Annotated in this window: 19 protein-coding genes, 1 tRNA gene and 1 pseudogene; 10 read left to right on the forward strand and 11 right to left on the reverse strand. The window is 74.0% G+C overall.

Annotation, left to right across the window (positions count from 1 at the left end):
- Positions 1-22: 22 nt before the first annotated feature.
- From VM636_RS16760 to phoU, 5 genes are all read right to left on the reverse strand, one after another.
- The gene (locus tag VM636_RS16760; protein ID WP_053914029.1) at positions 23-424 is read right to left on the reverse strand and encodes a GNAT family N-acetyltransferase; all 402 of its coding nucleotides are present in this window, start codon (positions 422-424) and stop codon (positions 23-25) included.
- Positions 424-1,080 carry a hypothetical protein gene (locus VM636_RS16765; protein WP_053914030.1) on the reverse strand — a complete coding sequence of 219 codons (657 nt, stop codon included), beginning with the start codon at positions 1,078-1,080 and terminating at the stop codon, positions 424-426. The genes VM636_RS16760 and VM636_RS16765 overlap by 1 nt, the downstream gene beginning before the upstream one ends.
- A 159-nt stretch (positions 1,081-1,239) precedes the next feature.
- Positions 1,240-1,587, reverse strand: coding sequence for a hypothetical protein (locus VM636_RS16770; protein ID WP_053914031.1), 348 nt, complete (start codon positions 1,585-1,587; stop codon positions 1,240-1,242).
- Between the two features lie 153 nt (positions 1,588-1,740).
- Entirely contained in the window at positions 1,741-1,896 is a 156-nt protein-coding gene (locus VM636_RS16775) for a hypothetical protein (RefSeq protein ID WP_199809357.1), read from the reverse strand.
- 621 nt (positions 1,897-2,517) lie between these two features.
- Positions 2,518-3,234 carry a phosphate signaling complex protein PhoU gene (gene phoU / locus VM636_RS16780; protein ID WP_030419519.1) on the reverse strand — a complete coding sequence of 239 codons (717 nt, stop codon included), beginning with the start codon at positions 3,232-3,234 and terminating at the stop codon, positions 2,518-2,520.
- Positions 3,235-3,434: 200 nt separating this feature from the next.
- On the opposite strand from phoU, the pseudogene VM636_RS16785 reads away from it, so the two are divergent.
- Positions 3,435-4,577, forward strand: a pseudogene (locus VM636_RS16785) (ATP-binding protein); the annotation flags it as partial.
- A gap of 605 nt (positions 4,578-5,182) precedes the next feature.
- The gene (locus VM636_RS16790) at positions 5,183-5,863 is read left to right on the forward strand and encodes a response regulator transcription factor (protein ID WP_030419517.1); all 681 of its coding nucleotides are present in this window, start codon (positions 5,183-5,185) and stop codon (positions 5,861-5,863) included.
- A 92-nt stretch (positions 5,864-5,955) separates the two neighbouring features.
- Here VM636_RS16790 and VM636_RS16795 read toward each other — a convergent pair whose 3' ends face one another.
- On the reverse strand, positions 5,956-6,573 hold the full coding sequence (locus VM636_RS16795; RefSeq protein WP_030419516.1) for a hypothetical protein: 618 nt from the start codon (positions 6,571-6,573) through the stop codon (positions 5,956-5,958).
- Between the two features lie 951 nt (positions 6,574-7,524).
- Here VM636_RS16795 and VM636_RS16800 point away from each other — a divergent pair.
- From VM636_RS16800 to VM636_RS16825, 6 genes are all read left to right on the forward strand, one after another.
- A complete protein-coding gene (locus VM636_RS16800; RefSeq protein ID WP_030419515.1) occupies positions 7,525-8,007 on the forward strand; it encodes a CarD family transcriptional regulator in 483 nt (160 codons plus the stop codon).
- A 395-nt stretch (positions 8,008-8,402) separates the two neighbouring features.
- Positions 8,403-9,188 carry a 2-C-methyl-D-erythritol 4-phosphate cytidylyltransferase gene (ispD, locus tag VM636_RS16805; protein ID WP_030419514.1) on the forward strand — a complete coding sequence of 262 codons (786 nt, stop codon included), beginning with the start codon at positions 8,403-8,405 and terminating at the stop codon, positions 9,186-9,188.
- Positions 9,178-9,675, forward strand: coding sequence for a 2-C-methyl-D-erythritol 2,4-cyclodiphosphate synthase (ispF, locus tag VM636_RS16810; RefSeq protein WP_030419513.1), 498 nt, complete (start codon positions 9,178-9,180; stop codon positions 9,673-9,675). The genes ispD and ispF overlap by 11 nt, the downstream gene beginning before the upstream one ends.
- 354 nt (positions 9,676-10,029) lie before the next feature.
- Positions 10,030-11,430, forward strand: a complete 1,401-nt coding sequence (cysS, locus tag VM636_RS16815) for a cysteine--tRNA ligase (RefSeq protein ID WP_338485009.1) — start codon at positions 10,030-10,032, stop codon at positions 11,428-11,430.
- A 197-nt stretch (positions 11,431-11,627) separates the two neighbouring features.
- Positions 11,628-12,569 (forward strand): 23S rRNA (guanosine(2251)-2'-O)-methyltransferase RlmB, encoded by a 942-nt coding sequence (gene rlmB / locus VM636_RS16820; RefSeq protein ID WP_338485011.1) that lies wholly within the window; start codon positions 11,628-11,630, stop codon positions 12,567-12,569.
- A gap of 149 nt (positions 12,570-12,718) precedes the next feature.
- Positions 12,719-14,422 (forward strand): DoxX family protein, encoded by a 1,704-nt coding sequence (locus VM636_RS16825; RefSeq protein WP_199809356.1) that lies wholly within the window; start codon positions 12,719-12,721, stop codon positions 14,420-14,422.
- Positions 14,423-14,572: 150 nt separating this feature from the next.
- Here the strand turns inward: VM636_RS16825 and VM636_RS16830 are convergent, their stop codons facing one another.
- The 3 genes from VM636_RS16830 to ugpC form a co-directional block, all read right to left on the reverse strand.
- Positions 14,573-15,307 carry a nucleotidyltransferase family protein gene (locus VM636_RS16830; protein ID WP_030419509.1) on the reverse strand — a complete coding sequence of 245 codons (735 nt, stop codon included), beginning with the start codon at positions 15,305-15,307 and terminating at the stop codon, positions 14,573-14,575.
- A gap of 52 nt (positions 15,308-15,359) precedes the next feature.
- A complete protein-coding gene (locus VM636_RS16835) occupies positions 15,360-15,815 on the reverse strand; it encodes a hypothetical protein (RefSeq protein WP_030419508.1) in 456 nt (151 codons plus the stop codon).
- A gap of 205 nt (positions 15,816-16,020) precedes the next feature.
- The gene (ugpC, locus tag VM636_RS16840) at positions 16,021-17,157 is read right to left on the reverse strand and encodes a sn-glycerol-3-phosphate ABC transporter ATP-binding protein UgpC (protein ID WP_030419507.1); all 1,137 of its coding nucleotides are present in this window, start codon (positions 17,155-17,157) and stop codon (positions 16,021-16,023) included.
- Between the two features lie 218 nt (positions 17,158-17,375).
- Here ugpC and VM636_RS16845 point away from each other — a divergent pair.
- Positions 17,376-17,449: transfer RNA gene (locus tag VM636_RS16845), tRNA-Thr, on the forward strand.
- A 94-nt stretch (positions 17,450-17,543) separates the two neighbouring features.
- On the opposite strand, the gene VM636_RS16850 is transcribed toward VM636_RS16845, so the two are convergent.
- Both VM636_RS16850 and VM636_RS16855 read right to left on the reverse strand, forming a co-directional pair.
- The gene (locus VM636_RS16850; protein WP_030419506.1) at positions 17,544-19,046 is read right to left on the reverse strand and encodes an MFS transporter; all 1,503 of its coding nucleotides are present in this window, start codon (positions 19,044-19,046) and stop codon (positions 17,544-17,546) included.
- A 55-nt stretch (positions 19,047-19,101) separates the two neighbouring features.
- Entirely contained in the window at positions 19,102-20,088 is a 987-nt protein-coding gene (locus VM636_RS16855; RefSeq protein WP_030419505.1) for a zinc-binding dehydrogenase, read from the reverse strand.
- Between the two features lie 150 nt (positions 20,089-20,238).
- On the opposite strand from VM636_RS16855, the gene VM636_RS16860 reads away from it, so the two are divergent.
- Entirely contained in the window at positions 20,239-20,925 is a 687-nt protein-coding gene (locus VM636_RS16860; protein WP_051821249.1) for a pentapeptide repeat-containing protein, read from the forward strand.

Below are 20,925 nucleotides of genomic sequence, written 5' to 3' on the forward strand. Positions count from 1 at the left end.
CCGTGTGCGGCGCCCGGCGTGGTCACAGGCGCAGCAGGCCCGCCGCGGTCGCCCGGAAGCCGCAGGCGTCGAGGTAGAAGGGGCGCAGGTGGTCCTCGAAGTCGACGTGGAGCCACGTGCACCGGGCGGCACGGGCCTCCTCGGCGGCCTTGGCGACGAGGGCCGAGCCGACCCCCCGGGTCCGGCAGCGCCGGGCGACCACGGTGTCCAGCAGGAAGGCGTGGACGCCGCCGTCGCCGAGGACGTTCACGAATCCGACCAGGGAGCCGTCTTCGCGGGCGCAGACCCACCCGAGGCTGTGGCGCTCCAGCCGGGCCCGCCACGGAGTGCGGGTGACGGGGTGACCGAAGCCCTCGGCGTGCAGCGCGTCGAGTTCCGCGTCCTCGAAGTCGCCACGCCACTCGTACGTGATCGACGCGGCCATCACGCGGCCTGCGTCCTGAACTCGACCTTGCCCGTGCTCATGCGGAAGGTGCCGTTGGCGTAGCGGGTGGGGCGGGCCTCGATGTGGTTGCCGCTGTACTCCTCGACGCGGCGGATCTCGCCGCCGCCGCCGGGGGCCGGGAAGCGGATCGTGATCGTCTCCCGGCCCGGCGCCCGGAAGTCGCCGTCCAGGCGGATGTACGGCGGGGCCGTATCCGAGCCCAGGTCGCGGTAGTAGACGACCTGCGCGGACCTGAGCGGGCGTCTCCCCTTCGGGGTGACCGGGTGCGCAGGGACGTGCAGGGCGTACAGGTCGAGGTCGGCGCCCGCCTCGCGCCGGGCCTTGCTGCCGCCGTCCCGTTCCAGACCGGCGGTGACGACGAGGTCCGGCTCCGGGCCGACGCTCGCCACGACCGGCACCCGTTCCACCGACGCGGGCAGCGCCGCCAGGTCCGCGACGACGGTCTGCCCCGTCAACGCCACCCCGTCCTGTGCCGGGTGGTTGTGGAAGACGGGCACCTCGTCGCCACGGACCCGGTCGTCCGGGCCGAGCAGCACGGCCGAGACGTCGATGCCGGTGCCGGCCGAGGTGAGGGTGATGTGGCAGAGCCCGGTGGGCAGGGGCACGGTGCCGCCCTGGGCGAGTTCGGTGGTCATACGTGGCCTCTCACGGTGGTGCGCCCATCGTCGTACCTCCTGGGGACGCGTGTACGAGGAAGGACCGGTTGCGAGAGGGGGTGGGAGGACGGAGGGGCCCTGCCCCCCTCGGCCCGCGCCCGCGCCACCGAGCGGCCCGGCGGACGAGTGGGACGTCGGCTACTGAACCGGCGCCGTCGGCGCGTGGCGACGGCGGCGCCCGCGCAGGGACGTGTACACGGTGCCCAGGACGAAGGACTGGAGCAGGGCGGACACCACGATCCCGCCGATGAAGAACCAGGCCGGCGCGTCCGCCCAGCCGCTGTCGACGAGCCACACGACGAACCCGAAGAGCGGGAAGGTCAGCAGGGCCGGCCACACCCAGACCAACGAGGCGTCCGGGCCGCTCGCGTACAGCGGCTCCGCCGCGGCGAGGACGATGGCCGCGCCCACCAGCGAGAGGTAGACCGCGGAGACGGGGTTGGTGACGGCGCGGCGCGTGAACGTACGTATCGGGCGGGTGTTCATCGGGATCTCCCCCAGGGGTCGGCGACGTGACTCCAGGGTCGGACGGTGGTCCGTCCGTGTCCTGAGTACCCGTACTCAGCTCGCCCACGTCCCGGTACGCGCCCGCGGTGGCCGGGAGGCCCGGCCACCGCACCGCGTCAGTTCACCGTGCGGTCAGCCGCACTGGCAGGGGTTTCCGGACTGGCAGCCGCAGCCGCACCCCGAACCGCAACCGCAGGCGGCGATCAGGGGCAGGCTCTTGAGGTCTGCGGGCTGCTCGGTCGGGCGCTGCTGCGCGGGGTCGGGCTGCTGAGCGGGGGATTCGGCCATGGGACCCTCCTTGAGGCTCGTGCCTGTGACCATTGGATGCCCCGAGTGGCGGTCGCATCAACGGCGCATGCCGTGATCACGTGCGCCCCCCGGCCGCCGGTCCCGGGGCTCCGCGGGGCGCGGTTCCGCCGGGCCGGGGTTCAGCGGGCGAGGGGCCGCCGGGCCCGGGTGCTCGGGGGCGCGGGCCCGGTGGAGCCTCGCCGGGCCGCCGTTCCGGCCGCGGCCCGAGCGGCCCGCGGCCCGCCCCCGCAACGGCCGCAACGGTCCCGAGCACCCGGGGAACACCTGCGGTACGGGGTGCCTTCGAGGCCCGGGGCCCCGGAGCCCGGGGAAGCCCCGAGCCCGGTAAGCCCCGAGCCCGGGGCACCCGGGCCCCGGTAAGCCCCAAGTCGCCGGAAGCACTCCCAGCCCAGGCGCCCCCCGAAGCGCCGACGCCACCCGTAGCACCGGCACTGCACGAAGCACCGGTACCACATGAAGCACCGGCACCACCGGCACTGCACGAAGCACCGGTACTGCACGAAGCACCGGCACCACCGGCACCACACGAAGCGCCGGCGCCACCCGAAGTCGCGCCGGCAACCGAGACGCGTTTCCCCGGGAGGCCGGCCCGCGTGTCCGTCAGCTCTCCTCGGCCGCCTCCGCCGTTCCCGTCGCCTCGCCCCGGCTCACCGCCGGCAGGTCCGCCTGGAGTTCGTCGGCGTGCTCGCCGGTGACCAGGTACACCACCCGCTTGGCGACCGCCACGGCGTGGTCCGCGTACCGCTCGTAGTAGCGGCCCAGCAGGGTCACGTCGACGGCCGTCTCGATGCCGTGCTTCCAGCGGTCGTCCATCAGGTGCTGGAAGAGGGTGCGGTGCAGGAGGTCCATCTCGTCGTCGTCCTGCTCCAACTGGAGGGCCAGCTCGACGTCCTTGGTGATGATCACCTCGGCCGCCTTGGCCATCAGCCGCTGGGCGAGCTGCCCCATCTCCAGGATGGTGGCGTGCAGGTCGCGGGGGACCGCCCGCGACGGGTAGCGCAGCCGGGCCAGCTTGGCCACGTGCTGGGCCAGGTCACCCGAACGCTCCAGGTCAGCCGACATCCGCAGCGACGTGACGACGATGCGCAGGTCCGTGGCGACCGGCTGCTGCCGGGCCAGCAGGGTGATCGCCCGAGCCTCCAGGTCGTGCTGGAGCTCGTCGACCTTCTCGTCGCCCTCGATCACCTCCTCGGCGAGCTTCAGGTCGGCGTCGAGGATGGCGGTCGTGGCGCGTCCGATCGCCGAACCGACCAGCCGGCCCATCTCCACCAGACCGTCGCCGATCGAGTCCAGTTCCTCGTGGTAGGCGTCCCGCATCAGGTTCCCTCTCGTACGTCGTGGCGGGGGCTCGGATCCCCCGCCCCGGCCCCACGGCCCCACCGTCCGGCCCGTACGCGTCCGTTTCCGGCACCCGGAATGAACCACCCCTGGCCCCCAGGTGAACTCTGGGCGACGAGTGTTCGAGGTCGCACGCCGATGGCTGGGGACAGTCCGTACCTCATGCCTAACCTGGACGCATGGACGTGAACGCGGCGGTCGCCGCAGTGGCGGCGCTCGCCGGATTGCTCACCGGCGTCATCGCAGTGCTGGCGTTCCGCTGGAGCGAGCGCGACCAGAGCCGCCCCACCCGCACCTCCCTGCACACCGACCCGGTGCTCCCGCCGGGCGTGGACACGGTGCTGTCCGTGCTGCGGTCCTCGGCGGTCGTCCTCGACGAGGCCGACGCGGTGGTCAAGGCCAGCTCGGCCGCGTACGCCCTCGGTCTGGTCCGGGGCGGCCGGCTCGCCGTCGACCCCATGCTCCAGATGGCGCGGGACACCCGCCGCGACGGGGAGATACGCCAGGTCGAGCTGGACCTGCCACGCCGCAGCGGGCGGGGCGAGGCGCTGGCCGTCTCCGCGCGCGTCGCGCCGCTGGGCTCCCGGCTGGTGCTCCTGCTGGTGGAGGACCTCACCGAGGCCCGCCGCATCGAGGCGGTCCGGCGCGACTTCGTCGCCAACGTGAGCCACGAGCTGAAGACGCCGGTCGGCGCGCTGTCCCTGCTCTCCGAGGCGGTGATGGACGCCTCGGACGACCCCGAGGCGGTCGAGCGCTTCGCCGGGCGGATGCAGATCGAGGCGACCCGGCTCACCAACCTGGTCCAGGAGCTGATCGACCTGTCCCGGGTGCAGAACGACGACACCCTCGACGACGCCGAGCCGGTCCGGGTGGACGAGCTGGTCGCCGAGGCCGTCGACCGCTGCCGGCACGCGGCCGGCACCAAGCAGATCACCATGGCGACGGCCGGCGCCGCGGGCCTGTCGGTGCACGGCAACCGCGGCCAGCTCGCCGCCGCCATCGGCAACCTCGTCGAGAACGCCGTCAACTACTCACCCGCCCGCACCCGCGTCGGCATCGCGGTCCGCCGGGTCGCCGCGTCCGGCGGCGCCATGATCGAGGTCGCCGTGACCGACCAGGGCATCGGCATCTCGGAGAAGGACCGGGAACGCGTGTTCGAGCGCTTCTACCGGGTCGACCCGGCCCGCTCCCGGGCCACCGGCGGTACGGGGCTGGGCCTCGCCATCGTCAAGCACGTGGTCGCCACGCACGGCGGGGACGTCACGCTGTGGAGCGCCGAGGGGCAGGGCTCCACCTTCACCCTGCGCCTGCCCGAATCGGGACCCGCCGGCACCCCCCGGGACACGGCGGGGCCGGGAGCCCCGGAGTACGGTGACTCCGACCCGGACGACCCCGCCCACGGCGGCCCCGAAGACCGCACCGGCTCCGCCGGGCCCGCCGGCCCCACCGGACTCTCCGGTCCCACCGGCCCCGCAGACGACCACCCCACCGACCCCACCGGGCCCACCGGCCCCACCGGGCCCACCAGCCGCACCGCCCTCGACGGCCCCACTGCCGCCACCGGTCCCTCAGACCTGCCCGGCCCCCCAGACCTCCCCGACCCCGCCGACCGCGCGCAGTACGGCGCGGACGGTGGCACGGCGCCCGGATCCCCCGGGGACGCCACGGAACGCACCGCGTCCGAGCCGCCCCAGGAGCCCGCCGGCCCCGTCTCCCACCCCGACCCCGATCCCGACCCCGTCCCGAGCGGAGACACCGCCCGGGTCGCCGACCCCGCACCGCGCGCCGACGCCGCCCCGACCACGGCGGACGAGGAACGCGCGGCATCCGCGGACCCCGCGGAGGAGAAGGGGGCGGCCGGACGGCCCGACCCCGCCGCCTCCCACCGATCCCCGTACGAAACGCTTCCCGCCCCGGAGGTCCTTCCGTGACCCGTGTGCTCGTCGTCGAGGACGAGGAGTCCTTCTCCGACGCCCTGTCGTACATGCTCCGCAAGGAGGGCTTCGAGGTCGCGGTCGCGACCACGGGGCCCGACGGACTCGACGAGTTCGAGCGCAACGGCGCCGACCTCGTCCTCCTCGACCTGATGCTGCCCGGCCTGCCGGGCACCGAGGTCTGCCGCCAGCTCCGCGGCCGCTCCAACGTCCCCGTGATCATGGTCACGGCCAAGGACAGCGAGATCGACAAGGTCGTGGGGCTGGAGATAGGGGCGGACGACTACGTCACCAAGCCCTTCTCCTCCCGCGAACTGGTCGCCCGGATCCGCGCCGTGCTGCGCCGCCGCGGCGAGCCCGAGGAGATCGCCCCCGCCGCGCTGGAGGCCGGCCCGGTCCGCATGGACGTGGACCGGCACGTGGTGACCGTCGGCGGTACCAAGGTCGACCTGCCGCTGAAGGAGTTCGACCTGCTGGAGATGCTGCTGCGCAACGCGGGCCGGGTGCTGACCCGCATGCAGCTCATCGACCGGGTGTGGGGCGCCGACTACGTCGGCGACACCAAGACCCTGGACGTCCACGTCAAGCGGCTGCGCGCCAAGATCGAGCCCGACCCGGGCGCACCGCGGTACCTGGTGACCGTGCGGGGTCTCGGCTACAAGTTCGAGCCGTAGACCGGCCCGGTGTGACGACACGCGAAGGGCGGGACCTCCCCGGGGAGGTCCCGCCCTTCGCGTCGGCCGGTCGCGGCCGGTCGCGTACGGGGTCAGCCGGCGGCCGGCTCCTCGGAGGCACCGGCGCTCGCCGACGCGCTCGCGTCGGCCGACGGCTCGGTGGCGGCGTCCGCCGGAGCGCCCGGGGCGGCCGGGGTCTCGCTCGGGCCCCAGTCCGAGAAGAAGCTCTCGGCGGGGACGACGAACGCCTGGAGGTTCACGTCACCGGTCTTGCTGAAGGTGAAGGTGACCTTCTGGGCGTTGCCGTCCTGGACGGACTCGCGGCTGCTGGGCAGGACGGCGGCGGCGTTGTCCTTGCCGCCGATGATCAGGGAGCCCCCGGCCGGGACGACCAGGCCGCCGCTGCCCTTGGCGGGCTTCAGCTCGGCGGTCTTGCCGGTGCCGGGCAGCGTGATGGACTCCAGCGTCTGGTCGGTGCGGCCTTCGTTGAAGAGCGTGGCGGCGACCACGGCCGGACCGGTCGACTGGAGGTCGGGCTGCGTGATGACGACGGCGTTCTGGATCTTGATGTCGCCGACGGCCGTGGCCGCGTGATCCGGCTGGATCTGCAGGCTCTGGGCGTTGTGGCCGGCGCCGCACGCGGCGAGCGAGGCGATCGAGAACGCGATGGCGGCGGCGGCGAGGGCGCCGCGTCGAAGGCTGCTGCTCACGGCGGCGGCAACTCCTAGGACTCGAGCGAGGCGGCGGCAACGGATAAAGCCGCCCTAAGTGATGGTCAGCGACCATAGGTTACCGAGCCGTCCCGAGGCCGCCGCACCCGACCCTCCCCGAGGGGCGCCCGGCTTAGCCCGGCAGGCGGTAGACCGGTCGGGAAACCGGCCGGCGCGGTCGCCGGACCCGGCGGGCCCCGGCCCCTCGGGGAGCCCCCGCCGCAGGGCCGCCGGCCGGAACCGGAACCTCCGCCATGGACCCGTGCCCGCGCCCTCGCACGCCCACGGCCCCGAGGAACCGCACTCCTCCCAGGCGCCCCCACCCCCGCAGGGCCCCACGCTCTCCCGCGCCCCCTCACCCCGGTGCCTCCCTCGTTCCCTCTCCTCCCCTCTGGCCTCTGCCTCTGCCTCCCTCCTGTGTTCTCCCGTGAGCCCGTACCCGCCCGGCACGCCCCGTTACTTTCACGCCACACCCGAGACCGCATCCCGGCCGCCTTTGGTGCCTTTGGAGTACCCCGTCCGTGCGTCATTCCGATAAGAAGCCCCGCGATACCGCCGGGCTGTCGGCCCGTGAATTGCGGGTGAAGGAATGCGTCCCCGGGCCGGGAATTGATCACGGCGGGCCGGTGGCCCTCCGGCGGGTGATCAATTCCGGGATTCGACCGGAACCCCGCCCCGACTGTCGAACGCAGTAGCGGAAGTCGCACGTCAGGGACCGGACATATGGGGATGTTTGGTTGGTGTGGCGAGGCTCCCGGAGGAGGTGACGTGGGTGTTTCGCCCGGCCCGGAGAGCCCCTCCGACCTGCGAATACGAGGTTCCGCTGACCCCGCGCAGCACGTTCCTGTGACTGTTGTCAACCCCCGAGATATGCCCTGACCTGCGAAAACGCCATTCAGTAGGCGCCGTATCCGTGTTACCCTGGATAGCCACGGAAGGGGTACCTGTCACATGACGTTCAAGGTTGGCGACACCGTGGTCTATCCCCATCACGGGGCCGCGCTGATCGAGGCTATCGAAACTCGCCAGATCAAAGGCGTGGACAAGACCTACTTGGTGCTGAAGGTCGCCCAGGGTGACCTGACGGTACGTGTGCCAGCGGACAATGCGGAGTTCGTCGGCGTGCGTGATGTGGTCGGTCAGGACGGGCTGGACCGGGTCTTCGAGGTGCTGCGCGCGCCGTACGCCGAGGAGCCCACGAACTGGTCGCGTCGTTACAAGGCAAACCTGGAGAAGCTCGCCTCCGGCGACGTCATCCGGGTCGCGGAAGTCGTGCGCGACCTCTGGCGGCGCGAGCGCGAGCGCGGACTGTCCGCGGGCGAGAAGCGCATGCTCGCCAAGGCGCGTCAGATCCTGGTGAGCGAGCTGGCCCTCGCGGAGAACACCAACGAGGACAAGGCCGAGGCCCTGCTCGACGAGGTTCTCGCTTCCTGAGGCGGGACGCTCGCGTGGCCTGACGCGAGGCGCGTTCGCCGCACGCTCGGAACCAGCGCACGGAAATGCCGTGGTGCCCGATGACAGTTTCTGTCGCCGGGCGCCGCGGCATGTTCGTCCCGGGAGCCGCGGGAACCACCGAGGCCGGATCCGCCGGAACCACCGGTCGGCCGCGGAGTCCTTCACCGGTGCGTCCGGTGCATTTGGTGCGTCCTGCGGGGCCCCCGGGAGCCGCCGGACTTCGTAGGCTCGTCCCGGGAGGTCTCCCGGTCCCTCGCGTGCCGGGCCCGGTCCGCGGCTCGACCAGGGTCACGGAAGGGTCCGGTCAAGGCGTAGCGCCCGGCACGGTGAGGCCATACCCACCTAGGTCGAGCACACAAACCTGACAGGAACCGATGTCTGACGATTCGCGGCTCTCGCCCACCGGGGCCCCCGCGCCCGCCGAGGCTCCCGGGCCCGCCCGCACCGCGGCGGTCATCCCGGCCGCCGGGCGGGGCGTACGCCTCGGTCCGGGCGCGCCCAAGGCGCTCCGGGCGCTCGGCGGCACCCCCATGCTGATCCACGCCGTCCGCGCGATGGCCGCTTCCCGCGCGGTCTCCCTGGTCGTCGTCGTGGCCCCGCCCGACGGTGCCACCGAGGTCAAGGGGCTCCTGGACGCGCACACGCTGCCGGAGGGGACCGACGTCCTCGTGGTGCCCGGCGGCGACACCCGCCAGGAATCCGTACGGCGCGGCCTGGAGGTGCTGCCGTCCGGCGCGTACGACGTCGTCCTCGTGCACGACGCGGCCCGGCCGCTGGTGCCGGTGGAGACGGTGGACGCGGTGATCGAGGCGGTGCGCGCGGGGGCCCCCGCCGTCGTGCCGGCGCTGCCGCTCGCCGACACCGTCAAGCAGGTCGGGCCGGCCGAGGCGCCCGGCACACCCGAACCGGTCGTGGCCACGCCGGAACGCGCCCTGCTGCGCGCGGTGCAGACGCCCCAGGGCTTCGACCACGACACGCTGGTCCGCGCCCACACGACGGTGACCGGCGAGGTCACCGACGACGCGAGCATGGTCGAACGGCTCGGGCTGCCGGTCGTGGTGGTACCGGGGCACGAGGAGGCGTTCAAGGTGACCCGCCCGCTGGACCTGGTGCTCGCCGAGGCGGTCCTCGCCCGCAGGAGGCACACCGATGGCTTCTGACGACTTCCCCGCCCTGCCGCAGGTCGGCATCGGCACCGACATCCACGCCTTCGAGGAGGGCCGCGAGCTGTGGTGCGCCGGCCTCAGGTGGGAGGGCGAGGGTCCCGGGCTGGCCGGGCACTCCGACGCGGACGTGGTCGCGCACGCCGCGTGCAACGCGCTGTTCTCCGCAGCCGGGCTCGGTGACCTGGGGCAGCACTTCGGCACCGGCCGCCCCGAGTGGTCCGGTGCCTCGGGGGTGACCCTGCTGACGGAGGCCGCGCGGATCGTACGGGCGGCGGGCTTCCGGATCGGCAACGTCGCGGTGCAGGTCGTCGGGGCCCGCCCGAAGATCGGCAAACGGCGCGAGGAGGCCCAGAAGGTGCTCTCCGAGGCGGTCGGCGCCCCGGTGTCCGTCTCCGGCGCCACCACGGACGGCCTCGGCTTCCCGGGCCGGGACGAGGGACTGATGGCCGTCGCCACGGCCCTGGTCGCCCGCACTCCCTGACTCGCGCCCCGGCCCGCACCCGCTGGACCGCGCACGCCCGCACTCCCTGACCCGCGCCCCGGCCCGCCGCCGGGGCGCCCGCCCAGGCCGGCGCCGGCGCGTGGCCGGCCCACCCGGCGAGTGGCACGCGAGCCGGGCCCCGGCCCGCGGCGACCGCCCGCGGCGTGCCCCGCCGGCCGTTCCGCCCAGCGCCCGCGCGCCCGACGGAACGGCCGGTTCCATCCCCCGCGCGCCCGACGGAGCGGCTGGTTCCGGCCGCGGTCCGGTCACCGGCGTGTCACGGACCGCTCCCGTCGGGGGTGTCAAGGGGTCCGTGGGCCCCTGGCACTGTCCGGGGCCCACTACCCTGGAGCCGTGACCATTCGCCTGTACGACACCAGCGCCCGGCAGATCCGTGACTTCGCCCCTCTCACGCCCGGGTGTGTCTCGATCTACCTGTGCGGTGCCACCGTTCAGGCGGCACCCCACATCGGCCACATCCGGTCGGGTCTGAACTTCGACATCATGCGCCGCTGGTTCGCGTACCGCGGCTACGACGTGACGTTCATCCGCAACGTCACGGACATCGACGACAAGATCATCCGCAAGGCGGCGGAGCAGAACCGCCCCTGGTGGTCCATCGGCTACGAGAACGAACGGGCCTTCAACGACGCCTACGCGGCGCTCGGCTGCCTGCCGCCCACCTACGAGCCCCGCGCCACCGGGCACATCACCGAGATGGTCGAGATGATGCGCGGCCTGATCGAGCGCGGCCACGCCTACGAGGCCGACGGCAACGTCTACTTCGACGTGCGCTCCCTGCCCGGGTACCTCTCGCTGTCCAACCAGGACCTGGACGACCTGCGCCAGCCCTCCGAGGAGGGCGAGACCGGCAAGCGGGACCCGCGGGACTTCGCCATGTGGAAGGCGGTCAAGCCGGGCGAGCCGAGCTGGGAGACGCCGTGGGGCCGGGGCCGGCCGGGCTGGCACCTGGAGTGCTCGGCGATGGCCCACAAGTACCTGGGCAGCGAGTTCGACATCCACGGCGGCGGCATCGACCTGATCTTCCCGCACCACGAGAACGAGATCGCCCAGGCCCGCGGCTTCGGCGACGCCTTCGCCCGGTACTGGGTGCACAACGCCTGGGTCACCATGAGCGGCGAGAAGATGTCGAAGTCGCTGGGCAACAGCGTGCTCGTCGCCGAGATGGTCAAGCGCTGGCGCCCGATCGTGCTCCGCTACTACCTGGGCACCCCGCACTACCGCTCCACCATCGAGTACGGCGAGGAGGCCCTGCGCGAGGCGGAGTCCGCCTTCGCCCGGATCGAGGGCTTCGTGCAGCGCGTCACCGAACTCGCCGGGGGGCCCGTCGAGCCCGCCGCCGAGGTGCCGCCCGCCTTCGCCGAGGCGATGGACGACGACCTCGGCGTCCCCCAGGCGCTGGCCGTCGTGCACACCACCGTCCGGCAGGGCAACAGCGCGCTGGCCGCCGACGACAAGGAGGCCGCCGTCGCGCGGCTCGCCGAGGTCCGCGCCATGCTCGGCGTGCTCGGCCTCGACCCGCTGGACGCGCACTGGGCCGGCGAGGCCGACCGCGGCGAGGACCTGCACGGCGTCGTCGACAGCCTCGTCCGCCTCGTCCTCGACCAGCGCGAGTCCGCGCGGGCCCGCAAGGACTGGCCGACCGCGGACGCCATCCGCGACCGGCTGGGCGAGTCCGGACTGGTCGTCGAGGACGGCGCGCACGGTCCCCGCTGGAGCCTCGGCCCGCGCTGACCGGCCCGGCCGCGGAAGATCGACTTGTGCCGCCCGGCCCCCCGGGCGGCACACTGCATACGACACGAAGACCGCGTACGACCCGAAGCCCCCGCACGGCGCGGGCGACCGCGTACGACGCGGGGCGAGAACAGGCGCGCCGCAGGCGCGCACCGGACGCGAGAACAGACGCGAAACAGAGCGGAGACAGGGAACTCATGGCCGCGAACAACCGCCGCATGTCCGGCAAGAAGGGCGCGCAGGCCGGCAGCGGCGGCAAGCGGCGCCGGGGCCTGGAGGGCAAGGGGCCCACGCCCCCCGCCGAGATGCGCAAGGGGCACGCCAAGCAGCGTGCCGCCCAGGCCAGGACGCGCCGCGCCCAGGGCCGCCCGCAGCAGCGGCGCGGCGGTGGCCGGTCCACCTCCGAACTGGTCGTCGGCCGCAACCCGGTCGTCGAGGCGCTGCGCGAGGGCGTGCCCGCCTCGACGCTCTACGTCCAGCAGTTCATCGACAACGACGAGCGGGTGCGCGAGGCCCTCCAGCTCGCCGCCGACCGCGGCGGCATCAACCTCATGGAGGCGCCGCGCCCCGAGCTGGACCGGATGACCAACAGCCTCAACCACCAGGGCCTCGTCCTCCAGGTGCCGCCGTACGAGTACGCGCACCCGGAGGACCTCGCCGACGCCGCCGCCGACGCGGGCGAGGACCCGCTGATCGTCGCCCTCGACGGGGTGACCGACCCGCGCAACCTGGGGGCCGTCGTCCGCTCCGTCTCCGCCTTCGGCGGCCACGGCGTGGTCGTGCCCGAGCGGCGCGCGGCCGGCATGACGGCGGGCGCCTGGAAGACGTCGGCCGGCACGGCGGCGCGCACGCCGGTCGCGCGCGCCACCAACCTCACCCGGGCGCTGGAGACGTACCAGAAGGCCGGGATCGTCGTCGTCGGGCTCACCGCCGACGGGGAGGCCGAGCTGAGCGACCTGGACGCCCTCGACGGGCCGGTCGTCATCGTGGTCGGCAGCGAGGGCAAGGGCCTGTCCCGGCTGGTCGGCGAGACCTGCGACATCCGGGTGCGCATCCCGATGCCGGGCGGCGCCGAATCCCTCAACGCCGGTGTGGCGGCGGGGATCGTGCTCTACGAGGCGGCCCGCAGGCGGGCCTGAGCGCACGGACGCCGGCCCCGCCGAACGGGTGAACCGGCGTTCGACGCGTCCCCCGGGCGGGGTGTTCCCGGCGGTCCGGACATGCTTGACGCGGTCCGGACAGATCCGGCGGGTCAAGGCAGTGTCCTAACGACACGTCACTCGGTTAGATGAGTGTGGACACCAGAACACCCCGCACACCCACGGGGGACCGCTCGTCGCTGGTCGACGACGCTCCCGCGCTGAGCATGGTGAAGGTGCCGAGCGATCCGGCCCAGGTCATCGTCAACCACGCGAGTTTCCGCGTGCAGCTCGGTGCCTCGGCGCGGCGGACCCGGTCCCCGCGGATCGCGCGGCACATGAGCGCCACCCAGGACACCGCGCGCGTCCCCGTGGCCGGTGCCGTGGGCCCGGCCGCCCGCCGCCGCCCCGTCGTCTGGAGCGGCCGGTCCGAACCGGACGACACGGGCGCCCACCGGCTGCTCCAGGCGGTGCGGGCGGGGGCCGGCCGGCATCTCGCGGACCCGGCCGCCGACGGCCCCGGCGACGCCGGGGCCACTCAGGTCATCCCCCGCTTCGGCGAGCCGGCCGGGCCCGGCGGCGGCCTCCCCGGCTACGCGGACGACTACGACGAGGGCCCCGACACGCAGCCGCTGGAGGCCCCGGTCGTCGGCGCCCAGCGCGGTCCCGGCGACGGCACCCGGCTGCTGCCCGCGATGCGCTCCTCGGGCAGCGCCTACGACGAACTCGACTACGCCGACGACGACTTCGACGTCACCCCGGGCACGTACCCGGGCGAGGGCGCCGGTGTCCGCCGGCACGGCGACGACCCGGCGCGGCACGCCTACTACCCCGGCCGCCGGATGAACCTCGGCGTCGTGCTGCTCCCGCTGCGCGTCTTCCTCGGCTTCATCTCCGTCTACGCGGGCATGGGAAAGCTCTGCGACCCCGTCTACTTCGACGGCGGCGAGCGCGGTTCCATGGTCAAGTGGCTCAACACCCTGCACCCGTGGGACGTCGCCGAGCCGCTGCGCCAGTTCGCCCTGGCCCACCCGGTCGGCTCCGGGCTGGTCATCGCCTTCCTCCAGGTGATCGTCGGCGTCCTGACCGTGCTGGGCTGCTGGCAGCGGCTCGCCGCCGGCATCGGCGCCCTGCTGTCGGCCGCGCTGCTGGTCACCGTGAGCTGGAAGAGCGTCCCCGCCTACGACGCGCCGGACATCATCTACCTCGCCGCCTGGTCCCCGCTGATCATCGCGGGCGCCCCGGTCTACTCCGTGGACGGCCGGCTCGCCGGCAGCGCCTGGCGCCGCCTCGGCCCCCGGGCCGACATCTGGGACCTGCGCCGCTACGTGCTGCGCCGCGGGGCCGTGGTGACCTTCCTCGTCACCGGCATCACCCTGCTGGTCGGCTCGCTGCTCGGCGGCGCCGTCCGCGACGCCGACCGCGTGGTCGTCCCCGGGCCCGGCGAGGCCCCGCGCAACGTGCTGCCCGGCTCGCCGCTGCCGCAGGAGCCCGGCGAGCGCACCGCGACCACCACCCCGGAGGCGTCCTCCTCGCCCACCCAGGGCGCCACCAGCGGCGCCACCGCCGGTCCCGGGACCGGGGGAGCCACGACCACCCCGGGCGCGACCCAGGGCACCGGCGCCACCACCGGCGGCGCCCCCAGCCAGACCCAGGGCACCACGGGCCAGGTCCCGCCGCAGCAGGAGGCCCCGGCCGGACAGGCGCCGAGCACCAGCGCCGGGCCGGCCTCCGGCGGCGCCACCACGGGCTCCGACGGCTCCACCGGGGGCACCGGCGGGGGCGGAGGCGAGGAGGGCGAACCGTCCACCGGCCAGTCGGGCGGGCGCCTGGTCGGCGGTCTCCTGGGCTGACCACCGGCCGCCACCGGCCCGACGACGACGGGGTCCCGCACGAGAACCGTGCGGGACCCCGTCGTCGTACGCGGTGCCCGGGAGCCGGGCCGGCGGGCCGCGGAGGCCGTTCGGCGAGCGCGGGGCCGCCGGCGGCGCGCGGTGACCGGCTCAGCGGCGCTGGTCGGCGAGTTCGCGGGCGGCCTCCGTCAGGTCCTTCGCGGTGTCGATCGCCCGCCAGTAGGAGCCCTGCGGGATGGGGAAGCCGGCCAGCCGGCGTTCGCGGGCCAGCCGCGGGAACGTCGTCCGCTCGTGGTCACCGCGCTCCGGCAGCAACTCCGCGAAACCGGACGAGAAGACGTAGACGCCCGCGTTGATCTCGAAGGTCGACGGCGGCGCCTCGATGAAGTCCGTGATGTGCCCGAAGCCGTCGGTCTTCACGGCGCCCCAGGGCAGCCTCGGGCGGGCCAGCGCGAGGGTGGCCACGGCGCCCCGCTCGGCGTGGAAGTCGGCCATGTCGCGCAGCGAGAAGCGCGTCCAGATGTCGCCGTTGGTGGCGTACCAGGGCCGGTCGGGGTGGGGCAGGTGGGCGGCGGCGTACTTGAGGCCACCGCCGCGGCCCAGCGGCTCGGTCTCCACGACGGTGCTGACGGAGAGCGGCAGCTCGGCCGTCTCCAGCCACTTCTGCAGCACCTCGGCGAGGTGGCCGCAGGAGACCACCACGTCGGTCACGCCCTCGTCGGCGAGCCAGGAGAGCTGATGGCCGATGATCGGGGTCCCGGTGCCCGGGATCTCGACCATCGGCTTGGGCCGGTCGTCGGTGTAGGGACGGAGACGGGACCCCTGTCCGCCGGCCAGGACGACGGCCTGAACGGGGCGGCGGGACGCGGCGTTCGGATCGCTCATGACCCGAACTGTACGGGGCGCCCCGCCGGCGCCGCGGCAGCGCGGGGCGGGCTCAGCCGTGCGCTGCCAGCACGCCCGAGGCGAAGGCGGTGTCGCAGACGGGGCGGGCGAACGACTGGGCGCGCGTGGGCCCGTAGACCTTGACCGCGGCGCGGCCCAGCGCCCGCGCGATGGAGGCGCAGTGCCCGGCGAGCGACGGCCGCTCGTTGACGGCCTGCTGGAGGTGGGTCAGGGCGATGCCCGGGTCCTTCTCCTGCAGCTCCGTCAGGAGCTGGTCGCGCAGGACCTCGTGCGCGGCGCGGGGCGCGGTGGTCGCGCCGGTCTGCGACGAGGAGGCGTCGGACGCGGTGAGCACCGAGTCCGAGGGGTCTCCCGACCAGTCGACCCGGGTCACCGCGAGGGTGCCGGAGAGCACCAGGACGACGGGCAGGACGAAGGCGAGCGAGCGGCCGATGCGGTGGGCGGGGCCCCGGCCGTGCCGCCTCTGCGGGATGGCGGAGTGCTTCACGGAGTGCTTCACGCGAGTGAGGGTAGCGTCCGGTGATGATTTGGCGACATTTAGTCACCGGTTCGGGGGATGAAGTGGTGCCACGAAATGGGTAATGGGTTGACGCACACGGCTCGAAACGTCCCGAAGTGCCGCGCTCGTGCCGGGAAACGGAACGGGCCCCGCGATACGCCGCGGGGCCCGGTACGCCGGAGCGGGGGGAACCTCAGTCGGAGAGGCGCTCGCCCGTGGAGGTCGAGAACACGTGGGTCTCGCCCGGCTGCGGGACGACGTGCACGGTCGAGCCCTTCTCCGGCACGGCGCGGCTGCTGACGCGGACGACGAGGTCGCGGGACTCGCCGCCGACCTCGACGGAGCCGAAGATGTAGCCGTCGGCGCCGGTCTCCTCCACGACGTTGACCGAGACCGCGAGGCCGGCCGGGGCGTCGTCGGCGTCCTTCGTCAGCGAGGCGGAGGCGGTGCCGCCCAGCTCGACCACGTCGAAGTGCTCGGGGCGGACGCCGACGGTGACCGTGCGGTCGCCCTTGTCGGCGGCGGCCTTCAGGGCCTCCCGGCTGACCGGGACGACGCTGTTGCCGAACTTCACGCCGCCGTCGGTGATCGGCACCTCGACCAGGTTCATGGCGGGGGAGCCGATGAAGCCGGCGACGAAGAGGTTGGCGGGCTTGTCGTACATGTTGCGCGGCGAGTCGACCTGCTGGAGCAGTCCGTCCTTGAGCACGGCCACCCGGTCGCCCATGGTCATGGCCTCGACCTGGTCGTGGGTGACGTAGACGGTGGTGATGCCCAGGCGGCGCTGGAGCGAGGCGATCTGCGTACGGGTGGAGACGCGGAGCTTGGCGTCCAGGTTGGACAGCGGCTCGTCCATGAGGAAGACCTGCGGCTCGCGGACGATGGCGCGGCCCATGGCGACGCGCTGGCGCTGACCGCCGGAGAGCGCCTTCGGCTTGCGGTCCAGGTACTCGGTGAGGTCGAGGATCTTGGCGGCCTCCTCGACCTTCTGCCGGATCTCCGTCTTCGGCACGCCCGCGATCTTGAGGGCGAAGCCCATGTTGTCCGCGACGCTCATGTGCGGGTACAGGGCGTAGTTCTGGAACACCATGGCGATGTCCCGGTCCTTGGGCGGGAGGTGGGTGACGTCGCGGTCGCCGATGCGGATGGCGCCGCCGTTGACGTCCTCCAGGCCGGCGAGCATCCGGAGCGAGGTGGACTTGCCGCAGCCGGACGGGCCGACCAGGACGAGGAACTCCCCGTCCGCGATGTCGATGTCGAGACCGTCGACGGCGGGCTTGTCGGAACCGGGGTAGATCCGGGTCGCCTTGTCGAACTGGACAGTGGCCATGGTGAGAGGCCCCCTTCTACCGGCAGGAACGTGCCGGACGATCCGTTGTAGGAAGGTGGTGGTGTAGTCCACGCGAGTGAACCGGGTCAGGACGCTACCTGGCGTTCATGTGATCTGTCAGCACCTACCGGCCCGTGAACTTCGCCGCGGCGCGCGCATCCCGTCGTTCACCGGTGCTGTGTACAGTGGAGCAGCCTCCGCGCGGTCCGCCGCGCGCCGCCTCCTTAGCTCAGCTGGTCAGAGCGCCGCTCTTGTAAAGCGAAGGTCGTCGGTTCGAATCCGACAGGGGGCTCGGACGGTCGCGACGGCCCCCCGCCCGTGCAGGGCGGGGGGCCGTTCGCACGACGGGGGTGGCGCGGGCCGCGGTGGCCCGGCCCCGGGCGGGGTCAGGAGGCCGGCTCGGGGACCGGGGTGCCGGCCGGGGTGCCGTGGCGGGGGGCCTTCGCCGTCACCATCAGGCCCGCCACCAGTCCGGCCAGCAGCATCACGCCCGCGGCCACCCAGATCGCCACCGTGTAGCCGTGCACGATGCCCTCCTTGACGATCATCGCGCGCTGGGCCGGGTTCTTCAGGTGCGTGGCGATGAAGGTGGTGCTGCTCGTGGTGGCCACGGTGTTGAGCAGCGCCGTACCGATCGAACCGCCCACCTGCTGCGAGGTGTTGACCGTCGCCGAGGTCACCCCGGAGTCCTGCGGGGCGACCCCGGCGGTGGCGGTGGAGAAGACCGGCATGAAGGTCAGGCCCATGCCGAGGCCCATCAGGATCAGCGCGGGCATGACCTCGGTGAGGTACTCCGAGTGCACCGTGATCCGGGTGAGGACCACCATCCCGGCGGCGGCCAGCACCATGCCCGGGACCATCAGCGCGCGCGGCGCCACCCGGCGCAGCAGCCGGGCCGAGATCTGGGTGGAGCCGACGATGATCCCGGCGGTCAGCGGCAGGAACGCCAGTCCGGTCTTCACCGGCGAGTAGTCGAGGATGACCTGGAGGTAGTAGGTCATGAAGAGGAACAGGCCGAACATGCCGATGACGGCCAGCATCATCGTCAGGAAGCAGCCCGCCCGGTTCCGCTCGCGGATGACGTGCAGCGGCAGCAGGGGTACGGGCGCCCGGGTCTGCCACCACACGAAGGCGGCCAGGAGCACGGCGGCGGCGGCGAAGAGGGCGAGCACCAGCGGGTCGCTCCAGCCGCGCGGCTGGGCCTCGCTGAAGCCGTAGACGAGGGAGACCAGTCCGCCGCAGCCGAGGACGACGCCGGGGATGTCGAGGCGGGCGCCCGCGTGCCCGGGGCTGTCGTGCAGCAGGGACAGCGCGCCGAAGACGGCGATGACGGCGATGGGCACGTTGACGTACAGGCACCAGCGCCAGTCGAGGTACTCGGTGAGCACGCCGCCGACGACGAAGCCGATGGCGGAGCCGCTGCCGGCCAGCGCGCCGTAGACGCCGAACGCCTTCCCGCGCTCCCTCGGGTCGGTGAAGGTGGTGGCCAGCAGGGACAGCGCGGAGGGCGCGAGGATGGCGGCGAAGACGCCCTGGAGGGCGCGGGCGCCGAAGAGCATCCCGGAACCGGCGGCGGCGCCGCCGAGCGCGGAGGCGCCCGCGAAGCCGATCAGGCCGACGACGAAGGTCCGTTTGCGGCCCACCAGGTCCGCGATCCGGCCGCCGAGCAGCAGCAGCCCGCCGAAGGCCAGGGTGTAGGCGGTGATCACCCACTGCCGGTTGGCGTCGGACATGCCCAGATCGCGCTGCGCGGAGGGCAGCGCGATCTGCACGATGGTCGCGTCCAGGACGACCATCAACTGGGCCAGGGCGATCACCACCAGCCCCCACCAGCGGCGGGGATCGGAGGGGGGTGGTGTGTTCGCGTCACCTGTGCGGGCCGCACTCATTGGCCCAGAACACCACGGATCGGGACGTGTCGCATCCCCGCTCACGGTGCTCCGTTCACGGTTCCAGGACCACCTTCCCGATGGTGGCCCGGCCCTCCAGCGCGCGGTGCGCGGCGGCGGCCTCGGCGAGCGGGAAACGGGTCACCGCCGGGACCAGCCGGCCCGCGGCGGCCTCGTCGAGGGCGCGTAGTTCGAGGGTGCGGATCGGGTCGGGGCCGCCGGCCCGCCGCAGCATCGCCGGGCCCAGCACCTCCTCGGAGACGCCCTCGACGAGGTGCGGCCCGCCGTCGCGGATGCCCAGCGCCGACCAGCCGAAGACGAGGTGCCGGCCGCCCGGCCCGAGCAGGGCGACGCACTCGCGGGCCACGTCCCCGCCCACGCCGTCCAGGACGACGGTGGCCCGGGTGCCGAGGCGGTCGAGGTGGGCGCGGACCTCGGCGGGCCAGCCGGGGCGCGTGTAGTCGACCGCGAGGCCGGCGCCGGCCGCCGCGACCCGGGCGGTCTTCTCCGCTCCGCCGGCCAGGCCGATCACGGTGGCGCCGGCGTTCCTCGCGTACTGCGCGAGCAGGGTGCCGAGCCCGCCGGCCGCGGCCGGGATCACCACCACCGCACCGGGCCCGAGGACGGTGAAGCCGAGGATGCCCATCGCCGTGCGGCCCGTGCCGATCATGGCGACGGCCGCGGCGAAGTCGAGGTTCGCGGGGATCTCGTGCAGCCGGGCGGCGTCGACGACGGCGCGCTCGGCGTACCCGCCCGGGGCGAAGCCGAGGTGGGCGACGACGCGCCGGCCGAGCCACGTGCCGGCCACGCCCTCGCCGAGGGCGTCGACGACGCCGGCGACCTCGCGGCCGGGCACGGTGGGCAGCGCGGGCGGCTCGGGGGCGGGCCCCGGGACGCCCTCGCGCAGGGCGGCGTCCAGGAGGTGGACGCCGGCCGCGCGCACGGTGACGCGGACCTGGCCGGGGCCGGGGCGCGGGTCCTCGACCTCCTCGTGGACGAGGTTGTCGGCGGGGCCGAAGGCGTGCAGACGGATGGCGCGCATGAGGAAGTACCCCCGGGGTCGGGTCGGCGGAAGGACGGACGGCGCCGGTTGCGGGCGGTCCGGATGTCAGCCAACGACCTCGACCTTGCTTGAGGTCAAGCCCGTCCGGGCCGGGGCCGGACTGTCGGTGGTGGGGTGCAGCATGGGGCCATGGCGAGGAGAACGGGAACGGCGGGCGGCGGCACGGCTCCCCGGGCGGCGCGGCGCCCCGAGGTGCGGCTGCCCGCCCTGGAGCCGTACGGCGACGGCGCACTGGAGCGCGACGGCGACTACGACGGGCTGGACTTCGACGGGACGGACCTGGCCGGCCAGGACGGCGCGGGCGCCCGCTTCATGGACTGCGCCCTGACCGGGTGCGTGCTGGACGAGACGTCCCTGCGGCGGGCCCGGCTGCTCGACACGGTCCTGACCGGCGTACGGGGCGTGGGCACCGACCTCGGCGAGGCGACCCTGCGCGACGTGGTCCTGGCCGACGCCCGGCTCGGCGGGGTCCAGGCGCACGGGGCCGTACTGGAGCGGGTGGTGATCCGCGGCGGGAAGATCGACTTCCTCAACCTGCGGGGGGCGCGGCTCAAGGACGTGGTCTTCGAGGGCTGCGTGCTGGTCGAGCCGGACTTCGGGGGCGCCCGGCTGGAGCGGGTGGCGTTCGCGGACTGCGCGGTGAAGGGGGCCGACCTGAGCGCGGCGACCCTGACCGACGTGGACCTGCGCGGGGCCGCCCCGCTGGAGCTGGCCCGAGGAGTGGACCGGCTCTCGGGCGCGGTGATCAGCCACACCCAGTTGCTGGACCTGGCCCCGGTGCTGGCGGCGGAACTGGGGGTACGGGTGCTGCCGTAG

Source organism: Streptomyces sp. SCSIO 75703 (assembly GCF_036607905.1).
Classification (GTDB): Bacteria; Actinomycetota; Actinomycetes; order Streptomycetales; family Streptomycetaceae; genus Streptomyces.